Source organism: Desulfosporosinus acididurans (assembly GCF_001029285.1).
Lineage (GTDB): Bacteria > Bacillota > Desulfitobacteriia > Desulfitobacteriales > Desulfitobacteriaceae > Desulfosporosinus > Desulfosporosinus acididurans.
On sequence record NZ_LDZY01000004.1, the window covers coordinates 103,578 to 119,461 of the forward strand.

The following is a 15,884-nucleotide window of genomic DNA, read 5'->3' on the forward strand; positions in this document are numbered from 1 at the left end:
AGTGAATGCCTGAAGAAGGGGTTTTTAGATGTTTGCGTCTAAAGTTAAAGGCTTACCAAAACTATACCAACTACTAAAAGACAATAAAACAATCTGGGTAGTTTATCTTGACATCATTAATTTTCATGAAGTTGAGTTTCGTTATGGATATAAAATTTGTCAGGAAATTTTGACTGAGATTGAAAATGAGATATATTTCACTCTTAAAAAACAACGTAGTCTTTTCCTGTTCTCACATTTGGAAAGCAGAGGGGGAGATGATTTCGTTGTTTATTTTGTTCCCGGAGAGAACACACATTGGGAAATGTCTGATCTTCTTGAACAATGGGTTCTTCCTATGGAAGAACGGTTTAATCGCAGGTTGAGCAAACTTGTGAAAGAAAAGATCCGCTTGCGCACCGGAATTGCCCGGTGTGTAAATATAGACAGCAGAAGTGCTGATTATTTACTTTATGCGGTGGTGAAAGAGGCTTTTCTTCTCAATAAATCCGAACCAGATCCTCAATTTTTCGCCCGGCGCGAAGAGATCACTCATTTAATTGAAGAACCGGAGAAGTACCTGAGAACAGCTTTTCAACCAATCATCGAAACACGAAATGGTGATATTTTTGGTTTTGAAGCACTGACCCGTATACCGGGTTCAATTTGTTTCAGCGATATTTCAGATCTCTTTCCCTTTGCTGAAAAAATAGGTCAACTTTATCCTATAGAAACTCTTTGCCGCCGGCAAGCAATTAAAGCTTATCCCAATGTTTTAAACGATAAAGAATTTCTATTTCTGAACATTAACCCTCAAATCTTGCTTGACCCTGAATTTGCCTCTGGCCAAACGAGAAAATTGCTTAGTGAAATGGGAATTACACCTGCCAATGTTGTGCTTGAAATTACCGAGCGAAGTGCTATTGAAAACTACGCCGCCTTTCGCGATGCCTTAGATCATTATCGCGGTCAGGGCTACTTAATTGCCTTAGATGATTTAGGGGCCGGCTATTCTTCTCTGCAATCCGTCGCCGAACTTCATCCGGACTTTCTCAAAGTTGATCGGTCTTTAATTTCGGGAGTTCACGCTGATCCCACAAAATGGGCTTTACTGGAGACCTTTGTTACCTTTTCCAAGCGTATCGGCTGCAGTATTATCGCCGAAGGGGTTGAAACAGATGAAGAAATGCGAACCGTAGTCCAGCTGGGTGTTGATTATGTCCAAGGTTTTTTTGTCGCCAAACCCGATTTCTTCCGAAGGAGTATTAACCCCGCGGTTAGGGAAATTCTCAATCCTGAGCGCCGATTTAAATATACGGAAAATAAACCTATCAATTCCATGATAGAACCCTTGCCCCTTTTTGCAACCAATGTCCTTGTCAGTGTTGTAGAAACCTATTTTCGTGACCATCCTCATCAATGGCTTGTCGGGATTACTGAGGATTCGCGAATCGTTGGAGTTATGCAGCGGGATAGACTATTTGCGGCTCTGGGTACCCGTTATGGGGTTCCTCTTTATTTAGAACGTACAGTTCCTATTTTGATGGATACCAATCCGTTGATGGTTGAAGATACTACGCCTTTGGAAGTTGTCTCTAGTCTAGCAATGCAGCGTTCTGATTCCCAGCTTTATGACGGAATTATTGTTGCTAATCAACGAAAGCCCATCGGTATGGTATCTGTTGCAAATCTCATGAAAGCTATGTCAGAGAGACAGATTCAGTTGGCCCAAGGAGCCAATCCCCTGACAGGGTTGCCTGGTAACCTGCGTATTGATCAGGAAATACGGCAGCATATAGAACGGGATCTTACCTTTGGCCTTCTCTACATAGATCTTAATAAATTCAAATACTACAATGATTTATACGGTTTTCAACAGGGCGACTTAGTAATCAAAATGTTAAGCGAGGTCTTGCTGAATGTGAGAGATTCTTTGAACGACGAGACCTTTGTCGGACACATAGGTGGTGATGATTTTATTGCAATCGCGTCCCCCGAAAATCTGGAAACTTTAGCGGCTGAAATTATTAAACAATTTGAGCAATCTTGTAAACAGTTACCGGGTCAAGAGAACTTAAGCGTTGCTTTGGCCGGGCTCGTCATTAATAATGCTGAGCAAAATTGGACTCCTTTATTGGTCTCCGAGCGGGCTGCCCGAATTAAAAAAGAAGTAAAGGCTTTAGGAGGCAACTCTTTCATATTGCGCTAAATAATTAATGGTATAAAACTAAAATCAAAGCTAATTTAATACATACGATTCACTAAATCGAAGATAATGGAGGAATTATTGTTGAATAATAAAATCAGAAATTTATCAAATGCAAATATGAATATAAAAAATATTTTTAAAGCTATTTCTAGCAAATTAAAAAGCTTAACGTTAAAGAAGAAAAATGTTACAAAAAATAAGTCGATAACGAAATTCCTTAGAAGTTTTCGCAACTTCAAGATAGCCTATAAAATTAATAGTTTAGTTCTTATTATGGCCGTCTTGATGGGATTTATCGGCTACATAGGTTATGCTTACTATCAAAGACAAAATAGCGAATTTAATAAAATGTATGCCAGCTCTTTATCAGCCGTTAAGGTCTTAAATGAAGTTAGGGCTAATACGGGAGTGGCAGAGGCTTTGTCCATGGAGATGATTTTAGCTCCTATTGACGAAATCCGCAGACAAGAAATTCTTAAGGATCTAAAAAATGCTGATACTACCATAGATGCATCTCTTAAGGACTTTGCTTCAATCCGCAAAAGCTCGGGGGAAAACGCAAAGTTAACCGGCTTAAAAAAAGCCCTTACTGACTACAGAAATGAAAGGCAAAAGGCTTTCGACCTCAGTGATCAAGGAACAAAACAAGAAGCCTATTTCGATTATACCAATAATGCATTAACTTATGTTGATAGTATACATATTCTGCTTTCGAACCTGATTTCTTATAATCAAGAGTCTATGGATAAAACTCTTGCCCAAAATAACCAAGATTTTCTTTTCGCCGGCAAAGTTTTGCTCATTTTTCCAATTGCTGCGGTTCTTCTAAGCTTGCTTTTAGGCTTATTTGTGGCGAGACTTTTAGCAGACCCCATCAAGGAAATGTTAAAAAGTGTGCAGGAAGTTGAACATGGGAACTTAGTGGGTAATGAAGGGCTTATTCTCTCAAGGGATGAAACAGGTCAATTGGGTCTTGCTTTTGATGCAATGCGAACTACCCTGCGTAATTTAGTCGGTGAAGTTTCACGATCCAGTCAACTTGTGTCAGAATGTGCTCAGGTAATACAAGCGATCACTGAAGAAAATTCTCTTGTTTCAGAACAAATTGCCGGGACTATGACATCAACTGCCTCTGATACTGAAAAGCAAGCGGTTACAGTTAATGAGGCTTCCGCTGCTATCCAGCAGGTATCTGCAAGTGCCCAGCAAATCGCAGCTACCAGTATTTTTGTTGCAGATCTCACCGAGAAGACCTCAAAAACAACAAAATCAGGCCAGGAAGCAATTGACAGAGTTGTTCGACAAATGTCTGTCATAGGGAACAGAACTAAACAAATACAAAACAACATTAATAACCTTACCGCAAGTAATCGTCAAATTAAGGATTTTACGAAATCTATCGGTGATATTGCTGCGCAAACCAATCTGCTGGCTCTTAATGCTGCCATCGAAGCAGCGAGGGCTGGTGAACATGGACGAGGGTTTGCTGTGGTTGCTGAAGAAGTGCGGAAGCTGGCAGAACAGGCTCAGGAAGCCTCGAAGCAGATTAGCTCCTTGATTAGTAATAATCATGACAATATTACCTCGGTGGTTTCAGTCATGACGGACGCTTTAAATGATGTCGAAGAGGGGATTCAAGTTGTTGAGATCGCCGGAGAAGCATTTGCCGTGAACAATGGTCATATTGAAGAGGTATCGACTCAGGTCAGGGAAATATCCACATCGATCCAGCAAGCTGCTGTCGGCAATCAACAGATCGTGGATTCGATTTTTAATATACGAAGGTTTAGTGAGGTTACAGCACAACGTGTTCAATCTGTGACAGGTAATATTCAAGAACAAGTGGCAACCACTAGTCGTTTGACTAGGGCAAGTCAAGAATTAGCCGCAACCGCCCAAAAACTTCTCACTTCAATCCAAGAATTCAGAGTTAGTTAATTCCTTTCAATGGTTACCTTACTCTACAAGAAACGAGTTTTAGTGGAGTAAGGTATAGTTTTACTATTATTGAGTATTACTTATTATCATCCTTTAACAGAAGCGATAAGTGGAACGGAGATGGTACTGTGTACAGTATGATGTATGGTGAAATCTCTTTCGAAGAAATGTACTCAATAATCAAAGCTTATTTATCGCAAGATAAGAAAGGAGAGTACAAAGTCTCAATTGGTTCAGACAGCCAAAACTTTAATGATACTAAAATACCGATAACCGTTGGCATTCATAAAATTGAAAATAAAGTCGGTAAAGGAGGAATTTTCTTCTCGGAAATTAGAAGAGTTAATAAAATAAGCAATATACGCCAAAAGATTTATTATGAAACAAATCTAAGTTTGGAACTCGCCGAAAGATTAAAGGGAAAATTTATTAATGATAACATTCCCAATAAGATAGCAATTCATGTTGATGCCGGATATAATGGCCCGACGGCTAAGTATATTGCTGAAATAATGGGTTGGGTCAGATCTTGTGGCTTTCAATGTGTCATCAAACCGGATTCCTACATGGCGTCCAGCGTTGCTAATCGATTATCTAAATAAAGTATTATGATAAATAAAACCGGGATTACTTCCGGTTTTATCCAGTTTTTAGTTCACTATTTCTATAAGTGGGGGGGCCTTCGTTAATTTCAGTGGGGTAGAGTCCGCCTTCGCCGCTAAATATTCCTATTGGGAAAGGCGTCTCGGCGATAATGTCCACTGAACATGTATTAACGAAAAACAAACGGGAATAATTCTAAAAAGCAGATATGGAGTTAGTATCAGATATGGGAGTTAGAATATGAATGAAGTTAATAATATTGAAGGCGCTTTGGACAACCCTGAAGAGGCATCTCTATTTGAAGGGTTTGATATTGCAATTCAAAAAAGAGACATTCAGCGAATTGACAGATTGGTAGATGATTACGAAAAGAGCATTTTGAATCGGCTGGAAGAAGACTATACCAGCAGAACTACATATCCTGACCGCTTAGCCGATCGTATTGCTCAATTTGGCGGAAGCTGGAAGTTTATTATTTATTTTGGACTGTTTTTGGCTGCTTGGATAGTCTGGAATGGACTTCTTTGGACAAAGTCATTCCATTTTGATGAACCACCATTTATTCTCCTAAACTTATGTTTATCGTTTCTGGCAGCTTTTCAAGCCCCAGTTATCATGATGAGTCAAAACCGACAAGCCGCCCGTGACAAACATGAATCGGTGATTGATTTTGCTATTAACTATAAGGCTGAGCTGGAGATTGATGATATGCAAAGTCATTTGCATCGTATTGAAACAGACGGTAAGAAAAATATGGAGCAAGTTAAAACTGAGTTTTCACAAATCAGGAAAATTCTGGAGTCTATTGAAGCCAGGCTGGATAAATAAACATGAGTAAGGAAACTTCATGCAAGGGGAGCAGCGCATACGACTTTAAACGTAGTGCGCGGGCACCTCTTTTTTTATGCAATTGGAGCTTAACAAATCCAAGTGTCCTTCGCGCCAGATAAGTATCTTTACGCTGAAAAAATAGAATTAAAAATTAAGCATATAGAAATGCAATCAAATACATACTAATACCTGCACTGGGAACATTTACAGAGTTTATTTGTATAACTGACATAAGAGTAAGGATCAATGTTACGACTGAAGGTTTAAGACTTAAGGTTAATGGGTTAAGAATTAAAATTTAAGGAGCTGTATTGGCTGATGCTGAGACTATGGAGATATTTAAAACCCTATACGTTGTTAATTATCACAGCTGTAATTTTGATTTTTTGTCAGGCTATGGCAGACCTTTCCCTGCCGGACTATATGGCCAATATTGTCAATCAGGGAATTCAACAGGGGGGAGTCCTTAATGCTGTTCCTGTGGCCGTGAGACAAAGTCAGATGAGCAAGCTTACTCTTTTTATGACTCCTGCCGATAAGGCGGAGGTTTTAAAAGATTATACCTTAATCGACAAATCAAGTCAGGACTATGAAAGATATGTCCAGACGTATCCGATTTTACAGAGGGAATCAATTGAGGTTCTAAAATCTATCGATCAAGCGGAAATAAATAAGCTGAACCCAGTATTTGGCAGGGCATTTCTAGCAGTTTCAGGTATTGAAAAAATGAAATCTACCGCTAATGGGGGCGTAATTTCTTTTAACGGAATGAAAGTTCCAGCGAATACAGACTTATATGCCCTTATTTCCAGACTTTCTCCAGCTCAACTAGCTCAACTAAACGGAAAAATTAATCAGCAATTCTCTGCCTTAAGTGACAGTATGATTATTCAAACAGCTGTCAGTTCCGTTAAAGCAGAATATGCTGCATTAGGCATGAACACAAACAAAATACAAAATAATTATATTAACAATACGGGTATGGTGATGGTCTTAATCGCTTTAGTCAGTGCAGCCTGTACTATCATGGTAGGGCTTACCTCAGCAGTCATAGCCGCAGGACTGGCACGGGATTTGCGTAAAGGTGTATTTTCAAAGGTAGAGAGTTTTTCTAATTCAGAGTTTGATCAATTTTCTACTGCATCACTGATCACGCGAACTACCAATGACATTACCCAAATACAGACTCTGATTGTCATTCTGATCAGAATGTTTTTTTATGCGCCAATGATGGGTGTCGGTGGAGTGATCAGAGCTCTGGGTAAGAGCACTTCTATGTCTTGGATTATTGCTGTTGCCGTAATTGTGCTTTTAGGTTTGATCTCCATCGTTTTTTCGGTAGCTATGCCCAAGTTCAAATTAATTCAGAAACTTATCGATCGACTAAATTTAGTCACTCGTGAAAATCTCTCCGGGATGATGGTCATTAGGGCCTTCAACACCCAGAGATTCGAAGAAAGTCGTTTTGATCGGGCTAATTCTGATCTGACAAAAACCAACCTATTTGTCAATAGGGTTATGGTAGTCATGATGCCGGCGATGACCGTGATTATGAATGGAGTTACACTGCTCATTGTTTGGATTGGCGCTTCTCAAATAGCCAATGCAGGGATGCAGGTTGGAGATATGATGGCTTTTATGCAGTATGCCATACAAATTATTATGGCCTTTTTAATGTTGTCGGTGATGTTTATTATGATCCCAAGAGCATCAGTATCAGCTCAGCGGATTGCCGATGTTTTGGCGGTTAAACTTGTTATCGTTGATCCGCAGACTCCTAAAGACTTCGATCCTAAAATTAAGGGCGAATTAGAATTCAGGAATGTTTCCTTCAGGTATCCCGGCGCCGAGGAAGATGCTTTGCAAGGTATAAGTTTTAAAGCCCTGCCAAATCAGACAACAGCGATTATTGGCTCGACAGGCGCAGGCAAAACAACTCTAATTAACCTGATTCCTCGTTATTATGATGTTACAGGCGGTTCTATCTTCTTCGATGGAATAGATATCCGTGACGTAACGCTGCATGATCTTCATGACAAGATTGGATATGTGCCTCAAAAGGGTATTTTATTCAGCGGAACTATTGAATCTAACTTGCAGTATGCAGATGAATCTGCCTCCCGGGAGGATCTCATCAAAGCTGCAGATATTGCTCAAGCCACTGAGTTTATTAAGGAAAAGCCGGAAGGATTATTGACAGGTATTGCCCAAGGCGGAACAAACGTTTCAGGCGGACAGAAACAACGATTATCGATTGCCCGAGCTTTGGTTAAGAAACCGGAACTTTATATTTTTGATGATAGTTTTTCTGCCTTGGATTTTAAAACAGATGCGGCCCTCCGTAAAGCCCTGAAGTCTGAAACAGGAGGAAGTACGGTCCTTATCGTTGCCCAGCGCATTTCCACGATTATGAACGCTGAGCAAATTATAGTCCTTGAGGAAGGGAAAGTGGCGGGAATCGGGACCCATGATGAATTAATGAAAACTTGCGAGGCTTATCAAGAAATAGCCTTGTCTCAGTTCTCGAAGGAGGAATTAGCATGAGCGTGGAGACCAGGAAGAAGTCATCTCCGCGGGGTCCCATGGGTGGTGGTATGGGCGGCGGTCCCGGTGGTATGATGCAGGGGGGCGAAAAGGCTCGAGACTTCAGGGGCACCATGAAGAAACTATTAAATTATTTGCGTCCCTATCGGACGGCCATGATCTTCGTATTTATTTTTGCCGCTGCCAGCTCAGTCTTTTCTATTGTTGGTCCCAAAATATTAGGAAATGTCACCACACACCTTTTCGAAGGCGCTTTAAGCAAGCTTTCCGGCAGTGGCAGCGGAATAGATTTCAATTATATTGGGAATACGATTCTCCTTTTGGCAGGCTTATATTTTTTAAGTGCTCTTTTCAGTTATGTCCAGGGCTGGGTTATGTCAGGTGTGGCTATGAAAGTCAGTTACCAGTTTCGCAAGGATATTTCAGAAAAAATTAATCGTATGCCCTTGGGTTATTTTGAACGAACAAATCATGGTGAAGTGTTGTCTCGAGTTACGAATGATGTAGATACCCTCAGCCAAACACTAAATCAGAGTTTAACGCAGATTATTACCTCTGTAACGACGGTTCTTGGTGTGCTGGTCATGATGCTCAGTATAAGCTGGCTCTTAACCTTGGTGGCTTTCATGGTGATCCCCTTGTCCATGATCATTATTATGGTTATCATTAAATATTCACAGAAATACTTCAAGCTGCAGCAAGATTATTTGGGAAATGTAAATGGTCATGTAGAAGAAATGTATAGCGGTCATGTGATTATGAAAGCCTTTAATGGCGAGGAGAAAAGTATTGCAAAGTTTGAAGGCTTTAATAGCAAATTATATAGGGTGGCTTGGAAATCGCAGTTTTTGTCAGGCCTGATTATGCCTATTATGAGTTTTGTTGGAAACTTAAGTTTCGTTCTCGTTAGCGTTTTAGGCGGTTGGCTTGTCATCCAAAAATCTATGCAGGTTGGAGACATTCAGGCATTTATTCAATATGTACGATCATTTACTCAGCCGATTACTCAATTGGCCAACATCTCGAATATACTTCAGCAAACAGCAGCTTCAGCCGAACGTGTTTTTGAGTTTCTAGCCGAGGAAAATGAAGTTCCGGAGAGCACCAATCCAGTTAAACTGGAGAGTGTGCAGGGGTGTGTGGAGTTTAGAGATGTACATTTCGGCTACGAAGCAGATAAGATTATTATCAACAAATTTTCCGCTTACATAAAACCTGGACAAAAGGTTGCTATTGTTGGACCGACGGGAGCGGGTAAGACTACGATCGTTAAGCTTTTGATGCGTTTTTATGATGTTAATGATGGTGCAATTTTGGTTGATGGACATGACATCCGCGACTTCAGCAGGCATGATCTGCGTTCTTTATTTGGTATGGTTCTTCAGGACACATGGCTTTATAATGGAACCATTATGGACAATATCCGTTACGGTCGTCTCGAGGCAAGTGATCATGAAGTAATGGAAGCGGCGAAAGCCGCACGCGTCGATAGTTTCGTTCATACACTGCCGAAGGGTTATAATATGGTACTAAACGAGGAGGCTTCAAATGTCTCGCAAGGGCAAAAACAACTCTTGACTATTGCTCGAGCCATCTTGGCTGACCCAAAAATACTTATTCTCGATGAAGCCACCAGTTCTGTCGACACCCGGACGGAAGTTGAAATTCAAAAGGCTATGGATCACCTTATGGAGAACAGAACGAGTTTTATTATTGCTCATCGTTTATCCACGATCCGCGATGCTGATTTGATCCTTGTCATGAATCATGGTGATATCATAGAGCAGGGGCACCACAATGAACTTCTGGCAAAAGGCGGCTTTTACGCTAACCTTTATAATAGCCAGTTTGAGGCTGCTGAAGCAGGCTGATGAGTTTATAACTTCCTATGGTATGTTTAATTCGAGATTAATTGATTAATATTAAAGGAGGCTTTTGATTGCTCAAGAGCCTCCTCGATTTTTCCAGGTTATCTAACGCATTTTCGAACAGAGTTATGGTTCTCTAATAACTAATAAGACTCCGGCAAGTATTAAGACTGAACCTATCCCAAATGGGAGTCCTACGTGTTCGCCGAGAAAAAGCCAGCCAAGCAAAGTTCCTGATAGGGGCTGGAAGAAGAAAAACAGACTTCCGCTGGCGGCCTCGACCATTTGCAGGCCTTTGTTCCACAAAAAGAAAGCAAGGGCAGTAGAAACAATGCCAAGATACAAGATTCCACCCCAAATAGCAGGCTGGGCCATGACGGCGACTGGAATTTGGCTGGCCTGAGAAGCTGCAAAAGGGGTAATAAATATAGTTGCTGTAAAAATTGCATAGGTCGTAACAACAAGTTGAGAGTAAGTGCTGGGAACTCGTTTGATGAGTACAGACATTAAGGCCCAAGTTACTGCTGCAACGCCTAAGATCAGTCCTCCAAGCTGATAAGTTGTACTAATATCTCCGATACCAACAATGCACAAGACGCCAATGGTTGCTAAGATCACCGAGAGTCCTTTGCGCAGGGTCATTGTTTCCTTTAGCAAGAGGCGGGCGAAAATAACCATGAAGGCCGGGGTTGCCGAGGTAATAATAGCTCCCATCTGAGCCGTCGCCAGTTTTGTCCCCAGAAATTGAGTCCAGATCGATAGGGCATAGCCTGTTATGCCGATCGTCAGAATTAAAGGGATGTCTCGCTTACGTATTCGCCAAGATTGATGGGTTAGGACTGCCATGGCTGAAAGGACGAGGAGCGCGATTATATAGCGCAGCCAAACTAACTCTAAAGGTGGTATGACGGTAAGAACCACTTTGCTAATGACATACATACCTCCCCAAATTGTCGCAGCCAAAGCCAAATAGATAGAGCCTAGTTTATTTTTGGACATTTAAGTTCCCTCCGTCGTCAATCAAATTAAGTCCTTATTCCAGACGGAAGATGTACCCTTCGATCCGTCAGGATAAAAGGGCATCGGGAACATCATTTTCAAACAGTGGCGCTAAAAACATGCCAATTCACCTCCGTAAAAAGGAAAATTCGCCTTAACAGACCATTTTTCCTTTAACTTTCAAATTTTAATTTAGATAGATAAAACAATCCAATTATATAATGCCTAAGAACGTAAGATTTGTACGTTATATATTTAATTTCTTTAGAACGCTACTATATATTAGGTACTTAGAAGAATAACATTTTTTGAAATTGATTCGTAACCTTGAAAATTATAAGCATCTGGGGTGAAATATTCGCTATATTTTTATTAATTTCAACTTTTAACTACATTGTTATGTTATAATATACAACAAAAGACAAAGGCAAACTTGGTGAAAGCCAAGGACGCAAAGCCACGGGTCTTTCTATTTGAGGAAGATAGCCGGGTTGCATCATAAAGTAAGAAATGTCTTTGTCGTCAAGAAGAGCTGTCTTGGCGATTTTGCTTTCTTAGCAAAGGAGTGATAATAGAAGTTTAAAAATTCAGAAAGGAGCGAATTAATTGAGTTATATGCAGTTAGTTGTATTTAGATTGGGTGATGAAGAATATGCCCTCGAAATTACGTTTGCTCAGGAGATCATTCGAATTCCGGAAAGAATAACTAAAATGCCTTATCTGCCTTCCTACATAGAAGGAATGATTGACTTAAGAGGTAAGGCGATTCCGATTATTGATTTAAAAAAGCGATTTGGTGGTGTTGAACAATCTGAGAGAAGTGTTGACAGCCGTTTGCTTATTTTGAACATAGAGAATGTAGGAATTGGGATAATTGTGGATGATGTCTCAGAAGTTATAAAGGTCGAAGAACAATCGATTGAAAGGCTTAATGCAGAACTATCAGGTCTCGGAAGTAACAGAGTGCAAGGTGTTGTTCGGATTGACGAGCGTTTAATTCTTTTGTTGAACGGGCTGAATTTTAAGGCTGAAGTTTTAACGAGTAGATAGCAATGGGAGTGGTTTAAAGATGATAGCTTTAGCGGGCGTTGAGTCGTGTAAGTTTATGGCAGAATTTATGGCTGATTTAATACCGGGCGGAATATTGTTCGGAGTTGTTGAACATGACACCTTTGTTTGGGTAAAATCCTCTGAGTCCTTTTCATTAGACATCTTTCAGGTTGGCAAGAGGTTAAATGAAGATACAACGACGATGCAAGCAATACAGAATAAGAAGGTTCTAACGCAAAATATTCCCCGTACGGTTTATGGTTTGAGAGTAGTTATCGTCTCAATCCCTATCATCGATGATAAAGGAGACATCTGGGGTGCATTTACTATAGCATTTCCTAAGTTACACCCTGTAGCTGCCGCCTTTGGAGATTTTGCCCCTATTTTAGCCGAGATGTTCCCTGAAGGGGCTTATATATATATGTCAGACTTAACAAAGATTGCTTATGCACAGGCCTCCGATAAATTTGACATGCCGTCAATAGCCGTAGGCTATGACCTAAAGGAAACAGATATTGCTTATCGGGCGCTGCAAACAAAAAAGCCTATTATTGAAGAAATTGACGCTTCTAAATACGGGCAGCCATTAACTATTGCTAATTTTCCCTTGTATGATGATGAACATAAAAATCTCGTCGCCACTCTGGGAATTGTGACACCGAAAAAAACGGCAGTAACCCTGCGTGAAATGTCGATTAACTTAGAAAGCAGTCTTGAAGGTATAGCCGCCGCCATAGAGGAGCTTTCAGCATCTGCGACGGAAATACACACCAATGAAGGGAAACTTAATACGGATATTAAAGGGATAATAAATATTTCAGAAGAGATAAATGAGGTATCGGCTTTTATTAAAGAGATCGCTGATGAAACGAAAATGTTAGGATTGAATGCAGCTATCGAAGCAGCCAGAGCTGGAGATGCTGGCCGCGGTTTTGGTGTAGTTGCTGAGGAGATAAGAAAACTGTCTGCTCAATCAAAGAGCACAGTCCCCAGAATTAAACAATTAACTGATACAATAAAGGGAAAAGTTGAAGAAGCGAGCCGAAAAAGCAATATCTCCTTAGACGCCAGTCAAGGGCAAGCGGCCGCCTCGGAAGAGATTTCTGCAAGTATCGAAGAAATTACTTCCATGTCTATGGAATTAAGCAATCTCGCCAAAAGTTTATAATCATTTTCTGTTTGAGCTAATGCTTTAATTTCTGACGGACCTGCTCAATTTTAGTAGTCGCTGAGACAAGGTCTTCTTTGCTGCTTTTTAATTGACACTTGCTCAGATCACCGGCACTACTCAAACTATCGTTGAGTTCAAATAGGGATGCCGTTAATAATCTGGACGCTTCGGTTAAATCAATGATCATTTGGCTGTTCTGGGATAATTGTTTTAGAGCATTACAATTCAGGTAATCATTGGCGGCAAGCTTATATAATTTATCTAATGAGGCTGTTATTTGCTTTTTACCCATTTCCTTTGAAGCAGTTATCTCTTGATATTGTTTTAAGATGTCTACCAGAGAATTTTCTATTTCTGTGGGAGTCATAGAAGGATTGGCAATTGTCGGTACAGTATCTGAAAAATCCTGCCAGGCAGATACTCTTTGGTTGAACGCTAATTTCAGAGCAGCAATGGCAATAATGATTACAATAATCGTTATTCCCAGGCTGGTAAGTTTTCTCTGCTTGTTAGCAGAAGTTCTGATTAACCGCGGACGTTTCACTGTTCACCCTCCTTTCCTAAAGACCATATCTGTTCTATCGTTGATATTTAGAAGCCGAGGACAGATAAGAAAAAACGGTCTCCATATTCTGTAAAACATATGCTAAAAGTGAGTACCTAATTCAGGTCCTCGCTTTTTTTGTGTAGCAATTACGGATTATAAAAGTTATGTTCAATGGATATTATATAATATGCAAAAAAAGTATTTATTTGTAAGATTGTTGAGTTTTAAGGAGAGATGAACGTTGACGTTAATGTTATATTAGTGCTAATATAATCTTAGCAACAGTAAGGGAGGATATTGTGGATAACTATAAAATTGACCAAGTTGCTCTCCAAAGCGGCTTGACCAAACGAACAATCCGATATTATGAAGAGATAGGGATATTACCGCCGCCTAAACGCAGTGAAGGAGGGACTAGGTACTATAATGAAGAGCACATAGAATTGCTTAAAAGAATTAAGTATACTAAAGACGCCTTAGGCTTATCGCTGGAGGAACTACAGCATTTTATTGCGCTTAGCAATCTCATTGAGTCACAAAAAGTAAGCTTTAAACAAACTGCTGAGCGCAGAGAGCAAAGGGAAAAACTGTTGAGTATAATAGACACCTTAGATGAAGAACTTATCTTAATCGAACAGAAAATCTTAAAAATTGAACGGGTTAAAGAAGATTTAACCAATCTGAAGAAACGAGCTCAAGCGGTAATTGAGAAAATTAACTTAGAGGAAGTTAAATAAAGTATTACCTCTATGGTTTTATCAATTCCGAAGGAGGTAAATGGAATGAGTATTGATAAAACGTTCTACAACAACGTCCTTAAAAATATGTTCGCTGATCCCTGCGAGGTTAAATATTGGGATGGGGACGTTAAAAAATATGGCGAAGGAGAGATTCAATTCCGAATTAATTTCAGTGTGCCCATACCTAAATCAGAAATTATCCGTGATCCTTCCCTGGCCTTCGGCGAAGGCTATATGCGTAAAAAAATAGATATCGATGGAGCTGTACAAAAAGTCATCGAGTCGATTTATAATAAGCAGAACAGCTTTCTGTATGATAAAAAACCTTATGTTAAATTCGCTAAGATGCTTTCCAATACCCTAAGGAAAAGTAAAGATGATGTTCAATATCATTATGATATTGGCAATGATTTTTATCGACTTTGGCTGGATGAGAGCATGACTTATTCTTGTGCTTATTTTGAATCACCGGAAGATAGTCTTTATCAGGCTCAAAAAAACAAAGTAAATCATATTCTGCGTAAACTTAATTTGCGGCCTGGACAAACCTTATTAGATATTGGTTGTGGGTGGGGAGAATTAATCCTTACAGCTGCGAAGAACTATCAAGTTAAAGCTATGGGGGTAACTCTTAGTTCAGAACAATACTCCCGAGTTTCGGAGAGAATTAAAGAAGAAGGATTAGAAGAGCTTGTTGAAGTTCAGCAAATCGATTTTCGGGAATTGAACGCAAGAACCTTTGATCGAGTAGTAAGTGTAGGGATGATTGAGCACGTTGGCAGAGAAAATCTTGATGGGTATTTCTCCGCTGTAAAATCCTTTCTTAATGAAGGGGGAATATCCCTGCTGCATTGTATAACAGGCTATGATGAAGACTCAGGCACAAACAGCTGGATTGACAAATATATTTTTCCCGGAGGATATATTCCGGCAGTCAACGAACTCGTATCCCTAATTGTTGAAAATAAATTCTGTCTTATTGACCTCGAGAGTTTGCGCGAGCACTACACAAGGACTTTAGAACATTGGACCCGAAATTTTGAAAAGGCACTTCCGGAAATTCGAAAAATGAAAGACGATACCTTTATGCGCATGTGGCGTTTATATTTAAATTCTTGCGCTGCGTCATTTCATTGCGGCAACATAGACGTTCATCAATTCCTTTTTACCAAAGGTGTAAACAATAATCTTCCTTTAACCAGAAAGTACATGTATCAATAATTTATAAAAGAACAGTGAACTCGTTCAGCGAAAGCTGAACATCGAGGCAGAGCTATCGAAAGGAAATATGCACAGAAAAAAAGCCCGAGAGAAGATATTTTTTGATCTTCTTTCGGGCTTTTTTTCTTACCTTATCTGCAAAAATACTTAAAGAAATTACTATTGCTTCTTCATTTTGCTGCAG

General features: G+C 39.9%; 12 protein-coding genes and 1 riboswitch. Of the genes, 10 read left to right on the forward strand and 2 right to left on the reverse strand.

Annotated elements, in window-relative coordinates; translation table 11 throughout:
• Window positions 1–28 precede the first annotated feature (28 nt).
• From DEAC_RS06125 to DEAC_RS06150, 6 genes are all read left to right on the forward strand, one after another.
• On the forward strand, window positions 29–2,188 hold the full coding sequence (locus DEAC_RS06125; protein ID WP_047809153.1) for a GGDEF domain-containing protein: 2,160 nt from the start codon (window positions 29–31) through the stop codon (window positions 2,186–2,188).
• 81 nt (window positions 2,189–2,269) lie between these two features.
• Window positions 2,270–4,126, forward strand: a complete 1,857-nt coding sequence (locus DEAC_RS06130; RefSeq protein ID WP_053006301.1) for a methyl-accepting chemotaxis protein — start codon at window positions 2,270–2,272, stop codon at window positions 4,124–4,126.
• A 128-nt stretch (window positions 4,127–4,254) separates the two neighbouring features.
• The gene (locus DEAC_RS06135) at window positions 4,255–4,728 is read left to right on the forward strand and encodes a ribonuclease H-like YkuK family protein (RefSeq protein ID WP_047809154.1); all 474 of its coding nucleotides are present in this window, start codon (window positions 4,255–4,257) and stop codon (window positions 4,726–4,728) included.
• A 241-nt stretch (window positions 4,729–4,969) separates the two neighbouring features.
• Window positions 4,970–5,557: a DUF1003 domain-containing protein gene (locus tag DEAC_RS06140; RefSeq protein WP_047809155.1), complete on the forward strand. Its 588-nt coding sequence runs from the start codon at window positions 4,970–4,972 to the stop codon at window positions 5,555–5,557.
• A gap of 321 nt (window positions 5,558–5,878) precedes the next feature.
• Window positions 5,879–8,104, forward strand: coding sequence for an ABC transporter ATP-binding protein (locus DEAC_RS06145; RefSeq protein WP_047809156.1), 2,226 nt, complete (start codon window positions 5,879–5,881; stop codon window positions 8,102–8,104).
• Window positions 8,101–9,975: an ABC transporter ATP-binding protein gene (locus DEAC_RS06150; RefSeq protein WP_047809157.1), complete on the forward strand. Its 1,875-nt coding sequence runs from the start codon at window positions 8,101–8,103 to the stop codon at window positions 9,973–9,975. Before DEAC_RS06145 ends, DEAC_RS06150 begins: the two co-directional genes overlap by 4 nt.
• 123 nt (window positions 9,976–10,098) lie before the next feature.
• On the opposite strand, the gene DEAC_RS06155 is transcribed toward DEAC_RS06150, so the two are convergent.
• Window positions 10,099–10,971, reverse strand: a complete 873-nt coding sequence (locus DEAC_RS06155) for a DMT family transporter (protein ID WP_047809158.1) — start codon at window positions 10,969–10,971, stop codon at window positions 10,099–10,101.
• A 416-nt stretch (window positions 10,972–11,387) separates the two neighbouring features.
• A riboswitch (cyclic di-GMP riboswitch) is annotated at window positions 11,388–11,470 on the forward strand.
• A 116-nt stretch (window positions 11,471–11,586) separates the two neighbouring features.
• On the opposite strand from DEAC_RS06155, the gene DEAC_RS06160 reads away from it, so the two are divergent.
• Window positions 11,587–12,021 carry a chemotaxis protein CheW gene (locus tag DEAC_RS06160; protein ID WP_047809421.1) on the forward strand — a complete coding sequence of 145 codons (435 nt, stop codon included), beginning with the start codon at window positions 11,587–11,589 and terminating at the stop codon, window positions 12,019–12,021.
• Window positions 12,022–12,040: 19 nt separating this feature from the next.
• Window positions 12,041–13,189 carry a methyl-accepting chemotaxis protein gene (locus DEAC_RS06165; RefSeq protein ID WP_047809159.1) on the forward strand — a complete coding sequence of 383 codons (1,149 nt, stop codon included), beginning with the start codon at window positions 12,041–12,043 and terminating at the stop codon, window positions 13,187–13,189.
• 16 nt (window positions 13,190–13,205) lie between these two features.
• Here the strand turns inward: DEAC_RS06165 and DEAC_RS06170 are convergent, their stop codons facing one another.
• The gene (locus DEAC_RS06170) at window positions 13,206–13,736 is read right to left on the reverse strand and encodes a hypothetical protein (RefSeq protein WP_047809160.1); all 531 of its coding nucleotides are present in this window, start codon (window positions 13,734–13,736) and stop codon (window positions 13,206–13,208) included.
• Between the two features lie 302 nt (window positions 13,737–14,038).
• Between DEAC_RS06170 and DEAC_RS06175 the strand changes: the two genes are divergently transcribed.
• Window positions 14,039–14,476, forward strand: a complete 438-nt coding sequence (locus tag DEAC_RS06175) for a MerR family transcriptional regulator (RefSeq protein ID WP_047809161.1) — start codon at window positions 14,039–14,041, stop codon at window positions 14,474–14,476.
• Window positions 14,477–14,521: 45 nt separating this feature from the next.
• Window positions 14,522–15,700 carry an SAM-dependent methyltransferase gene (locus tag DEAC_RS06180; protein ID WP_047809162.1) on the forward strand — a complete coding sequence of 393 codons (1,179 nt, stop codon included), beginning with the start codon at window positions 14,522–14,524 and terminating at the stop codon, window positions 15,698–15,700.
• Window positions 15,701–15,884: the final 184 nt, after the last annotated feature.

Excerpts from the sequence above, each read along its gene's own strand:
- DEAC_RS06125 (WP_047809153.1), top strand. The coding sequence starts at position 29 with ATGTTTGCGTCTAAAGTTAAAGGCTTACCAAAACTATACCAACTACTA.
- DEAC_RS06140 (WP_047809155.1), top strand. The coding sequence starts at position 4,970 with ATGAATGAAGTTAATAATATTGAAGGCGCTTTGGACAACCCTGAAGAG.
- DEAC_RS06145 (WP_047809156.1), top strand. The coding sequence starts at position 5,879 with ATGCTGAGACTATGGAGATATTTAAAACCCTATACGTTGTTAATTATC.
- DEAC_RS06150 (WP_047809157.1), top strand. The coding sequence starts at position 8,101 with ATGAGCGTGGAGACCAGGAAGAAGTCATCTCCGCGGGGTCCCATGGGT.
- DEAC_RS06155 (WP_047809158.1), bottom strand. The coding sequence starts at position 10,971 with ATGTCCAAAAATAAACTAGGCTCTATCTATTTGGCTTTGGCTGCGACA.
- DEAC_RS06160 (WP_047809421.1), top strand. The coding sequence starts at position 11,587 with ATGCAGTTAGTTGTATTTAGATTGGGTGATGAAGAATATGCCCTCGAA.
- DEAC_RS06165 (WP_047809159.1), top strand. The coding sequence starts at position 12,041 with ATGATAGCTTTAGCGGGCGTTGAGTCGTGTAAGTTTATGGCAGAATTT.
- DEAC_RS06180 (WP_047809162.1), top strand. The coding sequence starts at position 14,522 with ATGAGTATTGATAAAACGTTCTACAACAACGTCCTTAAAAATATGTTC.